This is a genomic window from Gemmatimonadaceae bacterium, from assembly GCA_020852815.1.
Lineage (GTDB): Bacteria > Gemmatimonadota > Gemmatimonadetes > Gemmatimonadales > Gemmatimonadaceae > SCN-70-22.
Map to the genome: position 1 here is coordinate 123,052 of JADZAN010000033.1, position 18,704 is coordinate 141,755.

An 18,704-nucleotide genomic window follows, 5' to 3' on the forward strand; every position below is an offset into this window, starting at 1 on the left:
ACCATGAAGCTCCACTTCGAACCCGATCTCGACTACCAGCGCAACGCCATCGACGCGGTGACCGGGCTCTTTCGCGGCCAGGAGATCGCCCCGCTCGAGTTCACGGTGTCCGGCCGCCCCACCGCCGAGCAGATCGGCATTGCCGGCATGGTCGAGAATGAGCTGGGGATCGGTAACCGCCTCTCGCTGCTCGACGACGAGCTACACGCGAATCTCAAGGCCATTCAGCTGCGCAACGGCCTGCGTCCGTCCGAACGGCTCGACTCCGGCGACTTCACCGTCGAGATGGAGACCGGGACCGGGAAGACCTACGTCTACCTGCGCACCATCTTCGAGCTTCATCGTCTGTACGGCTTCACCAAGTTCGTGATCGTCGTCCCCTCGGTCGCCATCAAGGAAGGGGTCTACAAGACCATCCAGATCACCGAAGCGCACTTCCGCGCGCTCTATGCCAACACTCCGTTCGAGTACTTCGTCTACGACTCGGCAAAGCTCGGGCAGGTTCGCAACTTCGCCACGAGCGCGAAGGTGCAGCTGATGGTGGTGACCGTCGGCGCCATCAACAAGAAGGACGTCAACAACCTTTACAAGGAGAGTGAGAAGGTTGGCGGGGAGAAGCCCATTGAACTGATCAAGGCCACGCGCCCCATCATCATCGTCGACGAACCGCAGAGTGTCGACGGTGGTTTACAAGGAAGCGGGAAAGCGGCGCTGGACGCGATGAACGCGCTGTGCACGCTTCGCTATTCAGCCACGCACGTCGACAAGCACCACATGGTGTATCGGCTGGATGCGGTCGACGCCTACGAACGAAGGCTGGTCAAGCAGATCGAGGTGGCCGCGGCGGAGGTGGCCGGAGGCTTCAACAAGCCGTACCTGCGCTTCATCAGCGCCAGCTCAAAGAAGGGGGGCGTGAGCGCACGGGTCGAGCTCGATCTTCAGCAGGGTGGAAAGGTGGTTCGCAAGGAGATCGCTGTCTTCGATGGCGACGATCTGGAACAGGTGACCGGGCGCGAGCTGTATCGCGACCATCGCATTGGCGAGATCCGGGCCGGCGGGGGGAACGCGACGCTCGAAGTGCGACTTCCCGGCGACGAGCGCTGGCTTGCGCCTGGCGAAGCGATCGCCGATGTCGATCCCGACGCCGTGCAGCGGCAGATGATCCGCCGCACCATCAAGGAGCACCTGCAGAAAGAACTGAGGCTTGCGCCGCTCGGCATCAAGGTCCTCTCGCTCTTCTTCATCGACAAGGTCGACAACTACCGTCAGTACGACCATGACGGGACCGCGGTGAAGGGGAAGTACGCCCGCATGTTCGAGGAGGAGTATCGAGCGCTGGCCAAGGATCCGAGCTTCTCGTCACTGTTCAAGGAAGTCGACGTCACGTCAGCCGCGGCCGAGGTACACGAGGGCTACTTCTCCATCGATCGCAAGAAGGTCGGGGGGAAGCAGGTCGATGTGCTCAAGGACACCAGGGGCGACTCGAAGGCCGACGACGACACGTACAACCTCATCATGCGGGACAAGGAGAAGCTCCTGAGCTTCAATACGAAGCTCAAGTTCATCTTCTCTCACTCAGCGCTACGTGAAGGGTGGGACAACCCGAACGTCTTCCAGATCTGCACGCTCCGCGATATCGGCACTGAGCAAGAACGCCGGCAGTCCATCGGGCGTGGCCTCCGGCTGTGTGTGAACCAGAACGGCGAGCGTGTGCGCGGCTTCGAGGTCAACACGCTGACCGTCATCGCCAATGAGCCGTTCGAGGAGTTCGCTGACAACCTGCAAAAGGAGATCGAGGCGGATACCGGAATTCGCTTCGGTATTCTCGAGGATCACCAGTTCGCGCTCGTCGAGGTTGTCGACGCAGACGGCAACGCGTCGCGTCTCGGGCTCGACCAGTCCAGGGTGCTCTGGGAGCACTTCAAGACGGCGGGACTCATTGACGCCAAGGGGCGCGTGCAGGACGCGATGCGGACGGCGCTGCTCGAAGGGAAGGTGACGGTACCGTCTGCGTTCACCGACCAGCTCCCGCAGATCCGCGACGTGTTGCGGAAGGTGGCGGGGCGACTCCAGGTCAAGAACGCTGACGAACGCGTCACCATTCGCCCGCGACAGGGAATTGTCGACGGCGACGAGTTCCGCGCGCTCTGGGATCGCATCAAGCACAAGACCACCTATCGCGTTCACTTCGACAACGAGTCGCTCATCGAGCAGTGCGTAAAGGCGCTGCGTGACGCTCCTCCCGTCACGCGTACGCGCATGGTCTTTCGCAAGGGTGAGGTGCAGATCGGCCGCGGCGGTGTGGTGGCCACCGAGAAATCGTCGTCCGGTCCCATCGCGATAGACGAACGGGACATCGAACTCCCCGATGTCATCACCGATCTGCAGGACCGTACCCAGCTCACGCGCCGCTCCATCGTACGCATCCTGCGCGAGAGTGGTCGTCTGGCGGACTTTCGGCGCAATCCGCAGGAGTTCATCGAGTTTGCGGCCGAAGCCATCAACAAGTGCAAGCGACTGGCGCTGGTGGACGGGATCAAGTACCAGCGCATTGGCGACCAGGAGTTCTACGCGCAGGAACTGTTTCAGCAGGAAGAGCTGACGGGGTACCTCAAGCAGTCGCTGGAGACCAGGAAGTCGGTCTACGAGCGCGTCGTCTACGACTCGGCCGGCGTGGAGCGCGCGTTCGCGGAGGCGATGGAGCAGAACGAGGCCGTGAAGGTGTACGCGAAGCTGCCGGGCTGGTTTAGGGTGCCGACGCCGTTAGGCAGTTATAACCCGGATTGGGCGGTGGTGGTGCAGCGGGAGGGAGAGGCGGAGCGGTTGTACTTCGTGGTGGAGACCAAGGGGAGCTTGTTCGCGCAGGATCTGCGGGTGTTGGAGGGGGCGAAGATTGAGTGCGGGAGGAGGCACTTCGAGGCGTTGGCGGTGATGGAGGGCGCGGTACGATACGTGGTGGCGACGGGGTTGGAGGGCGTTCTCGCGTGAGTTGTCATCATTGAAGGGGCGAACCAGCACCACATCGCGTCGAGCGCGAGTCTGCGCGAGGCAAGGGCGACGCGACAATGCTCGAGGCACTGGAAGAGATGGATTTCAGTGACTCGATTGCTGCGGAGTTCATCCGTGAGATGATTGGCAGGAATAGCGTGAGCGCGTCGAGGGCGATCAACAAGCTCGTGTTGCACAGGGCAGCACTTCGTTAGTCGTCAGCGCTTCGCGGTTGAGGGCTTTGGTGGACGCGACGCAGGGCGTCGAATACTGGCCTGTCAGCAATTCGGTGTTTGATCAATGGCCAACGAAGACAGAGATGGTCCGGCCGACCTCCACACCCGGCTTGGCGTGGGGAAACCTCCATGACCGTATGGCATCATGCCACATGCGCCAGCATGTAGTCGTATGATGCGGCGGGCCGAATGCGGGCGGAGAACCTTCGTGCCTTCGTGTGAGACCGATCTGTCTCTCCAGGGAGCCACCGATCGTGCACGGTGCACCGACAAATGGGTCCCAGCTTTCGCTGGGACGGTGGGGGTGGGCGCTGGGACGGTGGGGGCCTATCTTATCGACGGCCACGGCGTAGCTGCAAACGGGCGCGGAAAGACTCTGCCATGAACCAGGCGCTGCTGCATCAGCAGGAACGCATTCGTACGATGAGCGCGGACGAGAAGATGCGCATCTCGCACGCGCTGTGGTTGGAGGCGCGTGCCGTGCTGGCGGCGGGCGTGCGCGCGCGGAACCCAGAATGGTCGGATGCGCAAGTCGCGTCGCGGGTGCGGGAGCTGATGCGTGACACCACCGCGTAGCCTCGTAGGGCTATTCATCGCCCCACTCAACCGCGCCAGTATCGACTACGTCGTAACGGGAGGTCTGGCGGCCATCCTGTATGGTCACCCTCGCCTGACGCTCGATGTCGACCTGGTCATTCGGCTCGACGCGTCTGCCGCGGCGATGTTCACCGCGCTTTGGCCGTCCGACGCGTTCTACTGCCCGCCGGTGGAGGTCGTGCGGGAGGAGTGTGAGAGGCCGGCGAACGGGCACTTCAACGTCATCCACTCGGAGACGGCGATGCGGGCCGACGTGTATCTGTCTGCCGATGATCCGCTCCACACGTGGGCGCTCGCCGAGCACGTGACGCGAACGATCGAAGGTGAGAGAGTCCGCTTTGCTCCCATCGAGTACGTCATCGTGTACAAGCTGCGCTATCTGCAGATGGGCGGTTCCGACCGTCACCTGCGGGATGTGATACGGATGCTCGAGACGAGTCGAAGCTTGATCCGTGAGGAGACGCTGCGATTCTGGATCGATCGTCTCGACCTCGCCGCCTTCTGGGATCGGGCACAAGGCGCGGCCGAAGGCGCGTAGGACCTCGCGAGCCGCTCGAGACCGCACCTTCTCTGCCGATTCGTGTATCTCGTGGCGATGGCCCAGCCGCCCTCTCCCACTCCGACCGTGCGCCCGTTCCGATCCGCCGCCCCGTTCCTCGCAGCCTGCCTCCTGCTCGGTATCCCCGCCCCCGCCCACGCCCAACTCGGCGCCGGTGACGGCTTTCTCTTCCGCACGCCCACCGTGCGACTCGGCGTCGCCGCCGGCCTCGCCGCCCCGCGCGCCCGCAGCGACATCTTCGACTTCATCACCGACGAACTCACCCTCTCCCGCGGCGACTTCGCCTCGCCGGCCTTCACCCTCACGGCCGACGTGCGCGTCAGGCCGCGCCTCCACGTCGGGGTGAGCGCCGAGTTCGCGGGGCGCACCGCCGATTCGGAGTCGCGCGACTTCACGGGGGAGGACGACCTCCCCATTCTCCAGTCGACGACGCTCGACCGTGCCGCCGTGCTGGCCACGGCACGCATCGCCCTCGCGCCGGCTGGGCGCGCGATCGGGCGCTATGCGTGGATCCCCAACCGCGTCGTCCCATACGTTGGCGCGGGCGCCGGCCCGGTCTGGTACCGGCTGCGCCAGTCGGGGGAATTCGTCGACCGGGAGACGCTCGACATCTTCGAGGACCAGTTCGAGTCGTCGGGGTGGTCGCTGGGGGCCTCGGGCTTTGGCGGGGCCGACATTTCGGTCACTCCCCGTTACGGCGTCTCGCTCGAGGGGCGATATCTCTGGGCGAAGGGGTCGATGAACGGCGACTTCAGTACCTACAACAAGATCGACCTCTCGGGGTACAATGCCTCGATCGGACTCTTCGTCAGGTTCTGAGTCAGCTTCCACGCCAGGTTCCACGCCAGGTTCCACGCCAGGTTCTGCGCGGAGACACTCGCATGATTCGACGCAACTCACGACTCGTCCCCGTCCTTGCCACGGCCCTCGTCGTGGTCGTGGCCACCGTCGGCGTGACCACGGTCGCTGGCGCCCAGGGGCGGATCGCTACGCCGTTTGCCCCATGGATTGGCTGCTGGGACCTGGTGCCGCGTGGTAACGCGGTCGCCAGCAACGAGCGCGTCTGCGTCGTCCCCACGGAGGGCGCCGAAGCGGTCGACCTGGTCTCGATTGCCGGCGACAGCATCCTCACGCGGCAACGCCTGGACGCAACGGCCGACAAGCGCGCGGTGCAGCAGGGTGACTGCAAGGGCGTCGAGAGCGTGCAGGCGATGGGCGCGCGCGTCTACCTGCGGACCGACCTGCAGTGCGGCGACCAGCATCGCCTGGTCAACAGCGTGATGGCCATGTCGGGCGACGGCGAGTGGATCGACGTGCGAGGCGTGGCTTTCGGCTCCAACGTTGGCGTGCGTGCGTCGCGCTATCACGAGACGCCGGCGTCGGCGCGGATCCCGGCGAGCATCGCCGCCGCGCTCAACGGTCATCCCCGCAGCCTCCATGCGGCGCGCCTGGCGGCGTCGGGTCCTGTGCAGCTGGCGGATGTGGTCGAGGCCTCCCGTCATCTCGAAATAGGCGTACTCCAAACCTGGCTTGCAGAACGGGCGCAGGGGTTCGGGATCGACGCGCGACAGCTCGTGACGCTCGAGTCGGCCGGCGTGGCGCCGTCGGTGATCGACGTGATGGTCGCGCTCTCCTATCCCGACGTCTTCGCCCTCGATCGCACGCAACTCGGCGATCCCCCGCCCGACACGCGCGGCGAGCTGCGCGGCGAGGGCTATGGCTATGACGACGTCGGCTACTACGGCCGCGGCTACGGCTGGGGCTACGATCCCTATGGCTACGGCTACGGGCGCGGCTACGGCTGGTACTCCGGTCGCCGCCCGATCGTCGTGGTGCAGCGCCCCGCCGGCAGCAACACCGACGAGCACGGACGCGTGGTGAAGGGGCGCGGCTACGTTGCACCTCGCGGCAGCACGGGCTCGTCCAGCTCCGACGGCCGCTCGGCGGGGCGCACCGGTTCGTCGGATACGGAAAAGCAGGGGTCGAGCACTGGGCGGAAGGCGAAGCCCAAGCCCGGACTGTAGGCGGGCGAACCGGCGGAGCCGCGCGAGCGCGCTCCTCAGCGCTCACCGAGATTCCTGCGCGATCACGGACGCTCCTGCGCGACCTCAGCGTGACGGGTGCGTGACGCCCGCCGTGTTTCGTTGCCGCCATCCCGCATCCGCCCTATACTCGGCACATGGTTCATCCCGCGCCGATGACCGCCGAGGATCTGCTGCAGCTCGCGCACCAGGGCGCGCGCCTGGAGCTCGTGCGCGGTTCCCTCGTCGCGCGCGAGCCAGCGGGTTTCCGGCACGGCGCGACGGCCATGCGCCTCGCGCTTCATCTTGGCAACTTCGTCTCCGACCATCAGCTCGGCGTCGTCGTCGCGGTGGAGACGGGCTTCACGGTCAGCCGCAATCCGGACACCGTGCGCGCTCCGGACGTGGCGTTCATCGCACGCGCACGCATTCCGTATCCTGAGCCTCGCGGCTTCGCGGAGCTCGCGCCTGATCTCGTGGTCGAGATCACGTCCCCCGACGATCGCCCTGCCGCAGTCGCCGGGAAGGTCGGCAACTGGCTCCAGGCGGGAAGTCGGCTGGTATGGGTGATCGATCCCCAACGGCGCGAAGCGCGCGTTCATCGTGCGGATGGATCGGCCACAACCGTCACGGAGAATGAAGTGCTCGACGGGGAGGATGTCCTCCCCGGCCTGCGGATCTCGCTCGGCGACGTACTCGGGTGACACGCTGTTCGGCGGGGCCCGCGCCGCGGCGCGTCTTCAGACGGACGGCTGCGCGCTGGCGACGTGTTGTTGCCTAACGACTTTTCCGTGTACTCCGCGTTCTCTGTGGGAATAACAGACGCGCGCGGACGCCGAATGGGCCAGGATCTTTCACCACAGAGGGAATGGAGTTTCACGGAGTAACCGTCGCCAGAGCCCTCCTCCGCGTACCCCCGTGAAACCTCCGTGTACCTCCGTGGCTAGCTTCCCAGTGTCGAGCTTCTCCGTGTCGAGCTTCTCCCTGTAGAGCTTCTCGCACGCCAGTCCTTGACCACAACCGCCCAAGCAAGCACCCTCGCAGCACCATGCGCCATCGCATCCGCTGCTTCCTCGTCCTGACCCTGGCCCTCGCGCTGAGCCCCGCGCACGCGCTCGCGCAGCCCACCGCCAGCCGCACCGCGACGCCCGCGCTCAACGCGGCCCCTCGCCTCCTCCTCATCGGCACACGGCCCGAGGACGAGGACAACGCTCTCATCGCCTGGGCGTCGCTGGGCCGACACATCGAGACCGCATCCCTCTCGCTCACGCGCGGCGAGGACACGCCGAACCTGGCCGGACTGGAACACCAGGCGCCGCTGGCGGTGGTGCGCACTGCGGAGCTCCTCGCCGAGCGACGGCGCGATGGAGCTCGGCAGTACTTCACGCGCGCCTACGACTTTGGCGCGACGCGACTCGATTCGGTGGTGGCGCGCGAGTGGCCGGGAGATACGCTGCTGCGCGAGATCGTGGCGATCGTGCGCGCCTTTCGCCCGCACGCGATCGTGGCGCTCACCTCGAGCTTGGACGAGCGCGACGCCACGCGCCGGCTGACGGCGCGCCTTGCCGCGGCAGCGTTCGCCGAGTCGGGCGATACGGTGCGGTGGCCCACGCCGCGCACCGGGCGGCTGCCGGCGTGGACGGTGGGGCGGCTCTACACGCTGCTGGCGAGCGGCTCGGCGGATGCAGCTGGCGGAGGCGCGGCACAGGTGGTGCAGGTGAACGTGGGCGAGTTCGACCGCGCGGCGGGGCGGAGCTTCGCCGAACGAGGAAGCGATATCCGGCAGCTACAACGCACGCTCGGCGCGCCACGCTCGGCGCCAATGGGGCCGCTCACCCGTACGCTGCGACTGGACAGCACACGCGTGGGCGGCGCGCCAGCGCTCTTTGGCGCGATGGACACGACATGGAGCCGCTTTGCCGGCCTGCCTGACGAGGCGCGCATTCAGCTCGACTCCTTACGGCTGGAGATCCATGCGGTGGAGGCGCTGGCGAGCGGCATCGCCCCGACGCCAGCGGACCTCGATTCACTGGCCGCCCGCCTGGCGCGCGTGGCCGCCCGCACCAGCGCGGTGCGTGTGGAACTGGGCTGCCGCGACGAGTCGGGCGTCCCCACCTGTCCCGGAGTCACCGGCGACCTGGCCGTGGTCCTGGCCACGGTGCGCGAGCGCGCGACGCAGGGGATGCTCGCCGCCGCAGGGCTGGCGATCGACGCCACGGTCGAGCGCGCGCTCGTTGCGGCTGGCGACTCGGTCCTGGCCACCGTGACGCTGTATAACGGCGGCACGAGCCCCATCACCGTCGAGCGCATCGCCCCGTTCCACGGCACGTCGGTGACCGTCCTGGCGCGCGGAGCGTCGCGCCTGCTGTCCCCGGATTCCTCAATGCAGCTGACGGGATGGGTGCGCGTGACGACGCCAGCCTATCACTGGTGGCAGGTGGACGGGCTGCAGTACGGGACCTCGCTCCATGCCCGCCGCGTGCGCGGGCGTGTGATCGACATCGCCCCACTCATCGCCGGCGAGGATCGCATTCGCACGAGCGGGGTCGAGGCGACGATCCGGCTGGGAGGCGTGGAGGTCCCGCTCATCATCACCCCGCTCTCCTATCGCACAGAAACCACGCCGCGCGGCGACGCCGACCGTCCGCTGGCCGGCGTTCCCCCAACGTCGATCCTGCTCGATCGACTGACCGACTACGTGCGCGCCAATACGCCGATCGATCGCCTGGTGCGCGTCTACGTCCGCTCGGCGCGCGCGTCGAGCGATACGCTCGTGGTGCAACTACACCCGCCGGCGGGACTCAGCGCCGACTCCACGCAGCGCACCGTCGCGCTCGCGCCCTTCGGGAGCCGCACACTCTTCTATCGCCTGCGCGGGACGATGCGCCCCGGCACCGACTCGGTGAGCGTCATCGCGCAATCACTCGTCAGGCGTGTGCGCGACCTGGCGCCTGGCGTCACGAGCGTCGACTCCAACTATCCCGTGCGGCTCGGCACGGTCACGCGCGAATACCCGCACATCCCGGCGCAGCAGTTCGTGCGCTTCGCGCGCAACCGACTCTCCGCGATCGAGCTGCGCCTCCCGCCCCGCCTCTCCGTGGCCTACGTCCGCGGCGCGTCGGACCTGCGCCTCTCGCTGGCCTCGCTCAACCTCCCATTGCAGCTGATGGAGCCGGCGCTCCTCACGGCGATCGACCTGTCGTCGTTCAGCACGGTGCTGATCGGCGATGGAGCGCTGGCGGGTGGCGCGATGTCGGTCGCCGTGCCGGCGCTGCAGCGCTTCGTGGAGAGTGGCGGGACGCTCGTCGTGCTCGGCGGCGGCCCGGACGCGGCTCGCAGCGCACTACTCCCCTATCCCATCACGTTCGACTCGCTGCCGCGCCGAGTGCGCGATACGAGGCGCCCGGTGCAGATCACCGACCCGCGCGCGCGCCTCCTCGCCTGGCCAAACGTCATTACGGCGGCTGATTTCACCGACTGGGACGGCGAGTACGCCCACAATGTCCCTGCGGCATTCGACGGCCGCTATGTCACGATGCTGTCGATCGGTGACGCCGGCGAAGACCCAACCACCGGCGCCATCCTGACCGCCCGCGTGGGGCGAGGGCGCGTCATTTTCACCGCGCTCTCGCTCGAAGCGCAGGTCGAAGCGGCAGTGCCTGGCGCGGCGCGACTGCTGGTGAACCTTCTCGCCGCAGGCCTGGCGCCCTAGCCTAACGAGCAAGGCGTGCGTCGCCCCCCGTCAGGACGGCGGCCTGAACACCGGCCGCGGCATCTCGATCATCTGATAGTCGGCCGGCGGTTCCTCGTTGAGAAGGTACCGCACGAGATAGTCCCACCGCTTGCGAATGTGGAAGGTGGGGAGCCCGTGCGGCGCGTCGGGGAAGATCATCAGGTCGAAGTTGGCCTTGTTTGCCTTGATCAGCGCGTCGACCAGCTTGAGCGTGTTCGCCAGGTGCACGTTGTTGTCCATGTCGCCGTGCATCAGGAGGAGGTGCCCCTTGAGGTTGCGCGCCATGGTGTAGTTGGCCGACGAGTCGTACGACGCCTTGTTGTACGGCCCCTGATAGCGGCCGGCCCAGTACCAGGCGTAGGTGTCGGGATGGTGATTGCCGGAGCCGCTGACGGCGACCTTGTAGAAGTCCGGGTACCGAAGGATGGCGTCGGTCGAGGCGAGCCCGCCGCCGGAGTGGCCGAAGATCCCGATCCGATCCATGTCGATCCACCGGTGGGCTGCCCCCAACTGCCGGATGCCGGCGATGTGGTCGGGGATCCCGTTGTCGACCATGTTGCGATAGTAGAAGTCATGGAACGCCTTGGAGCGGCGCGGCGTCCCCTGGTGGTCGATCTGGACGACGATGAAGCCGAGTTCGGCCAGTGCCTGCGGCTCACCCGTGCCGGACCATCCCCAGCGCCCCACGCTCCCCACCTGCGGTCCCGGGTAGATGTGGTCGAGGATGGGGTAACTCCTGGTCGAGTCGAAGGTGCTCGGCTTGTACATCAGCCCCCACAGGTCGGTGACGCCATCGCGCGCCTTGACCTTGATGATTTCCGGCGGGCGCCACCCAACGTTGCGCAGCAGCTCGATGTCTCCGCGCTGCAGCTCGAGGATCACCTTTCCGTCGATCGCCGAGCGGAGCCTGATGACCGGCGCCTTGTCGATCTCGGTGTGCGTGTCGATGAAGTACGGTCCCTTCGGGGTGAAGGTGATTGCGTGGTCACCGGCTTCCGGGGTGAGCGGGGTCGTCCCGCTCCCGTCGGCGTTCACGCGGTACAGGTGCGAGTAGTACAGGAAGTCCGACCCCTTCCCCCAGGCGGTGAAGTAGACGGCGGGTGGCGTTAGGCGCGTCGCCGAGTCGACGCGGAAGAGACGGTCGACGACGTAGCGTCCGTTCTCGACCTGGTTCTTGAGCGTGCCATCGGCGCCGAAGCGATAGAGGTGCCCCCATCCGTCGCGTTCGGACCACCAGATGAGGTCATCACTCCCCTTGGCGATGTCCCAGTTCTCCTGCCCGAACGAGTGCGACAGCTCGACCCAGGTGGCGGTGGAGTCGCGCGTGATGGTCGTGGTCTCTCCCGTCTTGGCGTCGACCAGCAGCGCCGAGATGCGCGACGGGCCGCGGTTGGCGCTCAGCATGTAGAAGTGATCGCCGGCGCGGTTCCAGAAGGTGCGCGCGCTGGCGGTGCTCTGCGGGACGGGGGCGTCCTTGGCGCGCACGTTGGTGCGGTCGACGATGTCGATCGCATGCACGACGTGTGTGGGGACGATCGAGTCGCTGGGGACGGCGTAGTGATAGCTCTTGTCGACCGGCTGGTCGCCGGTGGAGGAGTACATCGGGTAGATGCGCGTCCGGCGATAGTCATCGCGCGCGACCGTGAAGCGGCGCGAGTCGGGAGTCCAGTTGAGGGGGACGCGCGTGGGGCGTGGCTTGGCGGTATCCGCGGCGACGTCGCGCTCGGTGTTGCCGTAGGCGAACAGTCGCTCGCCGTCGGTGGTGAGGGCGATGGAGCCCTTGGGGAGCGGGATCGAGTCGTTGCGAGCCGCCGCGCCGCGCGCGGGGCGTGCCGCGGCGCCGTTCTTCTTCGTGGTATCGGCGCGCGCCTTCCGCACGGAGTCGGCCGCCGTGTAGGCGTCGGAGTCGGAGAGGGCGGCGGGGCGCAGATAGAGGTTGTAGCGCCACTGGAAGACGTCCCACTTCCGGTCGGGCGAACGATTGGCCCACGTGGGGCCGTTCTTCAGCGTGCGCTTGAGCGCCCAGTCGACGGAGTCCTGCGCCGTGCAGTTGTAGCTGGCGGGGTCGCAGCGGAAGACCTTATGGTGGAAGACGAGCTCGATCGCCTTGCCGCTGTCGACCGCCGTGAACGCCGGGAAGCGCTCGGGGTCGAGGATGGTGTCGCCGGCGACGGAGAGGACGGCGGCCAGCCGCGCGTGGTCGAAGTAGACGCGCCGCGTGGCGCGCGCCGGGTCCACCAGATAGATGGTGCCGCGGTCGTCTTTCCCTGTCGACGTGTAGAGGAAGCGCACGCTGTCCTCGAGCCAGACCGGGGTGACGGTCGCGCCGAGGACGTAGGCCCCGGCGGTTCGGATGACATCGGCACGGTGATAGTCGGGGCGTTGCGCGGGGAGCGCGAGCGGTGCCATCAGGAGCGCGGCTGACAGCGCGATGGACGGTCGCATGGTGGGGCGGGGTGGGAGGAAGGCACCATCGTGAATCCTGCCCCCGAACGCGCGACGAGTCCGTGACGTTGACGCTGTGGCCGGACGACGCTGTCCCAGGGAGCGCAGGGTCCCGCCAGGTGGCTCAGGCCATGCGCGGCCAGTCGGGGAAGATGCGCTCGGTGTCGCTGGCGCCGTGGGTGCGGAGAAGGGCGACGAGCACCTCGCGATAGTCGGTCGTCACCGCGAGGTCGCCCGGCCCGTCCAGCCGCTCGCGCTCGAGACCTGGCCAGCGTGCGCGCACCGACCCGCCCTGCGCGCCGTCGCCCATCACGAACATCACGCTTGCGCGCCCATGATCGGTGCCTAACGACGCATTCTCGGCGACGCGGCGGCCGAACTCGGTCATCACCACTACCGTCACGCGCCCCATCTCGGCGGGGCCAAGGTCGGTGTGGAAGGCGTGCAGCCCGCGCGCGAGGCGGTCCATCAACGGGTCGAGCAGGGTCCCCTGCGTGAAGTGCGAGTCCCACCCTCCGAGGTCGACCGTCGCCACCGCGAGCCCTACGCGTCCCCTGATGAGGCGCGCCACTTCGGCCAGGTCGCGGCCGAAGTCGTCGCCCGGATACGCCGCGCCGTGTGCGGGCGCGTGCGGCATGCCGCGAAGCTGGGCGACGTGACGCAACGCGGCGAGCGTGTCGCGCGCGGCGGGGGCCAGCCGCCCGCCCAACGCGGACGGGGCGCCGGCGTAGAGCGTGTCGAGCGCGCCGAGCATGGCGTGGTCGTCGGCGTCGAGCGCGAAGTCGTCGAGCGAGCGGAGGACGGCGACCGACGGGGCTCCACGCAGCGACTCGGGAAACGACTCGCCGATGGCAACGCTCGAGAGGGCAGTCGCGGCGTTGCCGTAGCGCACGCGCAGGAAGCGTCCCAGCCACCCGCCACCGGACGTGCCGCCGTGCTCCATGAGGTCCTGCGCTTCGAAGTGCGAACGAGAGGTGTCGTCGGAGCCCACGGCGTGCACGATCCCGAGTGCGCCGTCGTGGAAGAGCGGGGCCAGCGGGGCCAGGCGCGGGTTCAGGGCGAAGCGGTCGTCCAGCCGGATCGATTCGGCGCGCGTCACTCCGATCGTCGGGCGCGCCACATGATAGGCGTCGTCGCCGATGGGCGGGACGAGCGCGAGCCCGTCCGCGCCCCCGCGCAGGAAGATCACGACGAGGGTGCGGCGGTCGTCGCCGTTGCCGGTGCTCCACGTGGTGGGCATGTGGTGGCGTGATCGTTAGGCGAGCTGGAAGCCGGGCGACGAGAGGGCGAGCGCGAGGCGGTGGCGCACTCCGCGTGTGGCGCGCAACTCCGCATCGCTGGGACGGCGCCCCAGGAGGTGAGCGAGGAGTGCGGCGTCGCCGCCGGCGCGAGTGACCAGCGACGTCGCATCGATGCGCGTCCCCTCGATGCGACCGCGCACCAGCGCCATGGCGAACTGCCAGCGCCAGAGCAGCGTCCCCAGCCACGGCGCTGCCTCATCGGGATAGCCGTCGGGGGTCGGGTACTGGAACGGGACCTCGCCCAGCCGTTCGAGCCAGGGGACGAGCGGGCGCGCGTCGTCGATGGTGGCGTCGGTGGCGCGCAGCGCGCTGGCGACGAAGTGGAACGGGCGCTTGAAGCGCGTCCCGCGTGCGGCAGCGAACGCCGATGTCGCGAAGAGCGTGCGCAGCGTCGGCGCGATCTCGCCCCCTGTCGCGGCAAAGGTGCGCGCCACGGCATCGATGGCCGCGGCTGGCGGGTCGTCGGCGATGAAATGGCGGCAGAGCTTCGTGGCGAGGAAGTGCGCGCACGACGGGTGCGTGACGACGATCTGCAGCACTTCATCCACATCGCGCCTCCCGCATCCGGCGGGGATCACCTGTCCCAGGACGACCTTCTCGCCGTTGTCATGCGCATCGGCGTCGAACTCGACGCGCCCGATCCCGAAGGTCGATTCCCCCTTGGAGCGCACCGTCCACCCGGTGAGCGCGCGCGCGACCTCCATCACGTCGTGCTGCGTGTAGCCGCCGTGCGCGCCTAACGTATGCAGCTCGAGGAGTTCGCGGGCGTAGTTCTCGTTGGGGCGCTCGTCGGCGGAGCGACGCCGGTTCACTCGCCCGTCGAGGTACCAGAGCATGGCCGGGTGCAAGACGACGGCGCGCAGCAGTTCGGGAAAGCGGCCGAGCGCGTGCGGTTGCAGGACGTCGCGCGCGAAGGCAGGCGTGAGCCAGCGGCAGTCGCCCTTGGAGTGGTCGATGTTGAAGTGGTCAGCCCACCAGCCGGTCATCACCGTGTGCAGCTGACGCTCGGCGTACACGGCGCGCAGCAGCGCCCCGGCGGCGAGCGACTCGCGCAGCAGCGCTGGCTGGAACTCGAACAGCTCCCCGATGGGCTCGGCGAGGACCTCGAGACGGCGCACGGCACGCTCGGCGGGCGCGTCGTGCGCGCGCGGTGCGAGTTGCTCGTCGAGGTAGCGCTCGATCGCTTCGTGAGGAGTCGCGCCCAGGGCGCGGACGCGAGCATGGTCGCCTGGGCGCGCGCCGTAGGTGGTGCGTGCGAGGACGTGCGCGACGTCGTCGACATCGCCGTTGGCTGGCGGTTGGAACGGCGGCACGTCGCCCGTGTCCCAGAGGGCGCGCCCGTCGCCCGCGCCGTTGCAGCTCGCGATGGTCGCGGAGGCCGCCAACGCGCCCCCCGCCTGGAGGAAGCGCCGACGCGTGATCACGCGGCGCTCGCCAGCTCGATCGGCGTCGTGCCGCGCCTGGTGCGCATGGCGAGCACCGTGGCGCCACACCCGCTGCAGAGCACCCACGGGAGGACGACGAACCATCCAACGACGGGCAGCAGGAACGCAAGGGCGAGGACCGCTCCGCCGCGCAGCGAGCGGCGCCAGGGCGAGCGGGTGTCGTCGGCATGCACGAGCCCGTGCCCCACGCGCTCGGCGAGGCCGGCCGACCCGGCGAGTCCCAGCACGAACGGCACGCCGGCCACCACGCCCCCCAGCACCTTGAGCCAGGCGTTAGGCGCCCCGGTGAGGAGCACGACCCCCAGCAGGAGCAAGGGAACGGTGACGGCGAGGCCAACGAGGGTGATGCGCCACGGGCGCAGCCCGTACGCCGTGCGCGCGCGGTCGACGATGACGGGGAAAAGCGCGGCCGACACCAGCCAGTAGCTGACGATGACGACGAGCGCCCCGAGGACCAGGAGGACGTACTTGAGGACGTCGGCCATGATCATGTGTCCCTCCAGCCGCAACGTGCGGCGTGTGGGTGTGTGCATACCTACGACGTGCAGGCGCGGCGGGTTTCCGATGTGCGCAATGGCACGTTGGAGGCGGCGCGCGCACCGGCCAATCTGTGGGTGCATTCGCGTCGCATCCCATAGGACAGCGCACACCCCGGTGACGCCACCGCTCGCGCATGACGCGCCGACACATGGGTCCCAGCTTTCGCTGGGACGGTGGGTGGTCGCGGGCGCTGGGACGGTCGGTGGTCAGAGCGCCGGCGTGCACCGCGCCGCGACGCGAGTATCTTTTCCGGGCGGCACCACCCGAATCGCTCCAACCGATACCGACATGCCCTCCGAGAACGCGACCATCATCTGGACCCAGATCGACGAGGCGCCCGCGCTGGCGACCTTCTCGCTCCTCCCCATCGTCCAGGCCTTCACCGCCGGCTCCGGCGTCTCGATCGAGACGCGCGACATCTCATTGGCGGGGCGCATCCTCGCCAACTTCGCCGATGCCCTCACGCCGGAGCAGCGGATTCCCGATCACCTGGCCGCGCTCGGTGAGTTGGCGACCAGGGCCGAGGCGAACATCATCAAGCTGCCCAACATCTCGGCGTCGGTCCCGCAGCTCAAGGAAGCGATCGCCGAGCTGCAGGCGCAGGGCTTCGCCGTCCCCAACTATCCGGAGTCGCCCGCCAACGACGCGGAGAAGGCGATCGCCGCTCGTTATGCCAAGGTGCTCGGCTCGGCCGTGAATCCGGTGTTGCGCGAAGGGAACTCCGACCGCCGCGCCCCGCTCTCGGTCAAGGCGTTCGCGCAGAAGAACCCGCACAAGCTTGGCGCCTGGTCCCGGGATTCGAAGACGCACGTGGCGCACATGACCGAGGGGGACTTCTACGGCAGCGAGAACTCGCTCACCCTTCCCGCGGCGACGAGTGCGCGTATCGAGTTCGTAGCAGCTGACGGCTCGACGACGGTGCTCAGGAAGGGACTGGCGCTCGAGGCCGGTGAGATCCTCGACACGGCGGTGATGCGCGCCCGCTCGCTGCGCGCCTTCTTCGCGAAGGAGATCGCCGACGCCAAGGCCAATGACCTCCTCCTCTCGCTGCACCTCAAGGCGACGATGATGAAGGTGTCGGATCCGGTGATGTTCGGGCACGCGGTCACGGTCTTCTTCGAGGAATTGTTCACGAAGCACGCTGAATCGTTCAAGGCGTTAGGCGTGAACCCGCGCAACGGGCTGGGCGACGTGTACGCGAAGATCGCCGCACTCCCCGAGAGCGAGCGCCAGGCGATCGAGACGGACATCGCCGCCACCTACGCCTCGCGTCCGGCGCTGGCGATGGTCGATTCCGACAAGGGGATCACCAACCTGCACGTCCCCAACGACGTCATCATCGACGCCTCGATGCCGGTGGTGGTGCGCGACAGCGGGAAGATGTGGGGGCCGGACGGGAAGCTGCACGACACCAAGGCGCTCGTCCCCGATCGCTGCTACGCCGAGTTGTACGAGGCCGTGTTCGACGACTGCCGTGCGCATGGGGCGTATGATCCGCGCACGATGGGCGATGTGCCGAACGTGGGGCTCATGGCGCAGAAGGCGGAGGAGTACGGTTCGCACGACAAGACGTTCATTGCCACCGGTGCCGGCGTGATTCGCGTCGTCGACGAGACCTCAGGGGCGACGCTGTTGCAGCAGACGGTGGAGGGTGGCGACATCTTCCGCGGGTGCCAGACCAAGGACCTCCCGATTCGCGACTGGGTGAAGCTGGCGGTGCGCCGCGCCCGCGCCACCGGGGCGCCGGCGGTGTTCTGGCTCGACCGCAACCGCGCGCACGATGCGCAGGTGATCGCCAAGGTCGAGACGTATCTCAAGGACCACGACACGGCGGGACTCGACATTCGCGTCCTGTCGCCCGTCGACGCGATGAAGTTGTCGCTGGCGCGCATCCGCGAGGGGAAGGATACGATCTCCGTGACGGGAAACGTGCTGCGCGACTATCTCACCGATCTCTTCCCGATCCTCGAGATCGGGACGTCGGCCAAGATGCTGTCCGTCGTCCCGCTCCTCGCCGGTGGCGGCCTGTTCGAGACCGGCGCCGGCGGCTCGGCTCCCAAGCACGTGCAGCAGTTTCAGGAGGAGGGTTACCTGCGCTGGGACTCGCTGGGCGAGTTCTCCGCATTAGGCGCGTCGCTGGAACACGTGGCGCTCACCACCGGGAACACCAAGGCCGGTGTGCTGGCCGACACGCTCGACCAGGCCATCGGGAAGTTCCTCGATACCAACAAGTCGCCGGCGCGCAAGGTAGGGGAGATCGACAACCGCGGCTCGCACTTCTACCTCGCCCTGTACTGGGCCCAGGCGCTTGCGGCGCAGGACAAGGACGCCGAGCTCAAGGCGCGCTTCGCTCCCGTGGCCAAGGCGCTCAGCGACAACGAGGCGACCATCAACGCCGAGCTGATCGGCGCCCAGGGAAAGCCCGTCGACATGGGCGGCTACTACCACCCCGACCCCGCAAAGACCCGCGCCGCCATGCGCCCCAGTGCCACGTTCAACGCGGTGATTGATGCATTGCTGAAGTAGCAGTCGCCAGATGCAACACACAGAAGGTCAACGTCCGCCAGGAACCCGGCCGTTGACCTTCACCGTTTTGAAGCACTCCTCCGTGCCCCTCCGTGTCTCCGTGCGTCCTCCGTGTTCAAGGCACTTCGTAGGCGCCCTTCGTTGACTGCTCGCCGTACCAGCGCTTTCGCGCGCTTGTCTTGCCGTCCAGCTACAAAGCCATTCCACGATGGTTCGCAGCAATCCTGGCATTCGTCGCGGTTCTGGTTTTCCTACGAGCTTTCAACACGGAGGACACACGGAGGAACGGAGGTACACGGGGGAGACCTTGGCA

The 18,704-nt window shown here is 67.8% G+C and carries 12 protein-coding genes; 8 read left to right on the plus strand and 4 right to left on the minus strand.

The window, feature by feature from the left end; all coding sequences use genetic code 11:
• Positions 1–3 precede the first annotated feature (3 nt).
• The 7 genes from IT359_17385 to IT359_17415 all read left to right on the plus strand — a co-directional run bounded on the left by IT359_17385 (position 4) and on the right by IT359_17415 (position 10,113).
• The gene (locus tag IT359_17385) at positions 4–2,988 is read left to right on the plus strand and encodes a DEAD/DEAH box helicase family protein (protein ID MCC6930767.1); all 2,985 of its coding nucleotides are present in this window, start codon (positions 4–6) and stop codon (positions 2,986–2,988) included.
• A 617-nt stretch (positions 2,989–3,605) separates the two neighbouring features.
• Positions 3,606–3,800, plus strand: a complete 195-nt coding sequence (locus IT359_17390) for a hypothetical protein (GenBank protein MCC6930768.1) — start codon at positions 3,606–3,608, stop codon at positions 3,798–3,800.
• The gene (locus IT359_17395) at positions 3,784–4,359 is read left to right on the plus strand and encodes a hypothetical protein (protein ID MCC6930769.1); all 576 of its coding nucleotides are present in this window, start codon (positions 3,784–3,786) and stop codon (positions 4,357–4,359) included. Before IT359_17390 ends, IT359_17395 begins: the two co-directional genes overlap by 17 nt.
• An 87-nt stretch (positions 4,360–4,446) precedes the next feature.
• Positions 4,447–5,199: an outer membrane beta-barrel protein gene (locus IT359_17400; GenBank protein MCC6930770.1), complete on the plus strand. Its 753-nt coding sequence runs from the start codon at positions 4,447–4,449 to the stop codon at positions 5,197–5,199.
• A 62-nt stretch (positions 5,200–5,261) separates the two neighbouring features.
• Positions 5,262–6,404 (plus strand): hypothetical protein, encoded by a 1,143-nt coding sequence (locus IT359_17405; GenBank protein ID MCC6930771.1) that lies wholly within the window; start codon positions 5,262–5,264, stop codon positions 6,402–6,404.
• A gap of 173 nt (positions 6,405–6,577) precedes the next feature.
• Positions 6,578–7,105: a Uma2 family endonuclease gene (locus IT359_17410; GenBank protein MCC6930772.1), complete on the plus strand. Its 528-nt coding sequence runs from the start codon at positions 6,578–6,580 to the stop codon at positions 7,103–7,105.
• A 344-nt stretch (positions 7,106–7,449) separates the two neighbouring features.
• Positions 7,450–10,113, plus strand: coding sequence for a hypothetical protein (locus IT359_17415; GenBank protein ID MCC6930773.1), 2,664 nt, complete (start codon positions 7,450–7,452; stop codon positions 10,111–10,113).
• 30 nt (positions 10,114–10,143) lie between these two features.
• Here the strand turns inward: IT359_17415 and IT359_17420 are convergent, their stop codons facing one another.
• The 4 genes from IT359_17420 to IT359_17435 all read right to left on the minus strand — a co-directional run bounded on the left by IT359_17420 (position 10,144) and on the right by IT359_17435 (position 15,858).
• Positions 10,144–12,579, minus strand: coding sequence for a prolyl oligopeptidase family serine peptidase (locus IT359_17420; GenBank protein MCC6930774.1), 2,436 nt, complete (start codon positions 12,577–12,579; stop codon positions 10,144–10,146).
• Positions 12,580–12,703: 124 nt separating this feature from the next.
• A complete protein-coding gene (locus tag IT359_17425; GenBank protein MCC6930775.1) occupies positions 12,704–13,819 on the minus strand; it encodes a DUF1501 domain-containing protein in 1,116 nt (371 codons plus the stop codon).
• Positions 13,820–13,834: 15 nt separating this feature from the next.
• Entirely contained in the window at positions 13,835–15,304 is a 1,470-nt protein-coding gene (locus IT359_17430) for a DUF1800 domain-containing protein (protein ID MCC6930776.1), read from the minus strand.
• Positions 15,301–15,858: a hypothetical protein gene (locus tag IT359_17435; protein ID MCC6930777.1), complete on the minus strand. Its 558-nt coding sequence runs from the start codon at positions 15,856–15,858 to the stop codon at positions 15,301–15,303. The genes IT359_17430 and IT359_17435 overlap by 4 nt, the downstream gene beginning before the upstream one ends.
• Before the next feature lie 295 nt (positions 15,859–16,153).
• On the opposite strand from IT359_17435, the gene IT359_17440 reads away from it, so the two are divergent.
• Positions 16,154–18,391, plus strand: coding sequence for an NADP-dependent isocitrate dehydrogenase (locus IT359_17440; GenBank protein MCC6930778.1), 2,238 nt, complete (start codon positions 16,154–16,156; stop codon positions 18,389–18,391).
• Positions 18,392–18,704 lie beyond the last annotated feature (313 nt).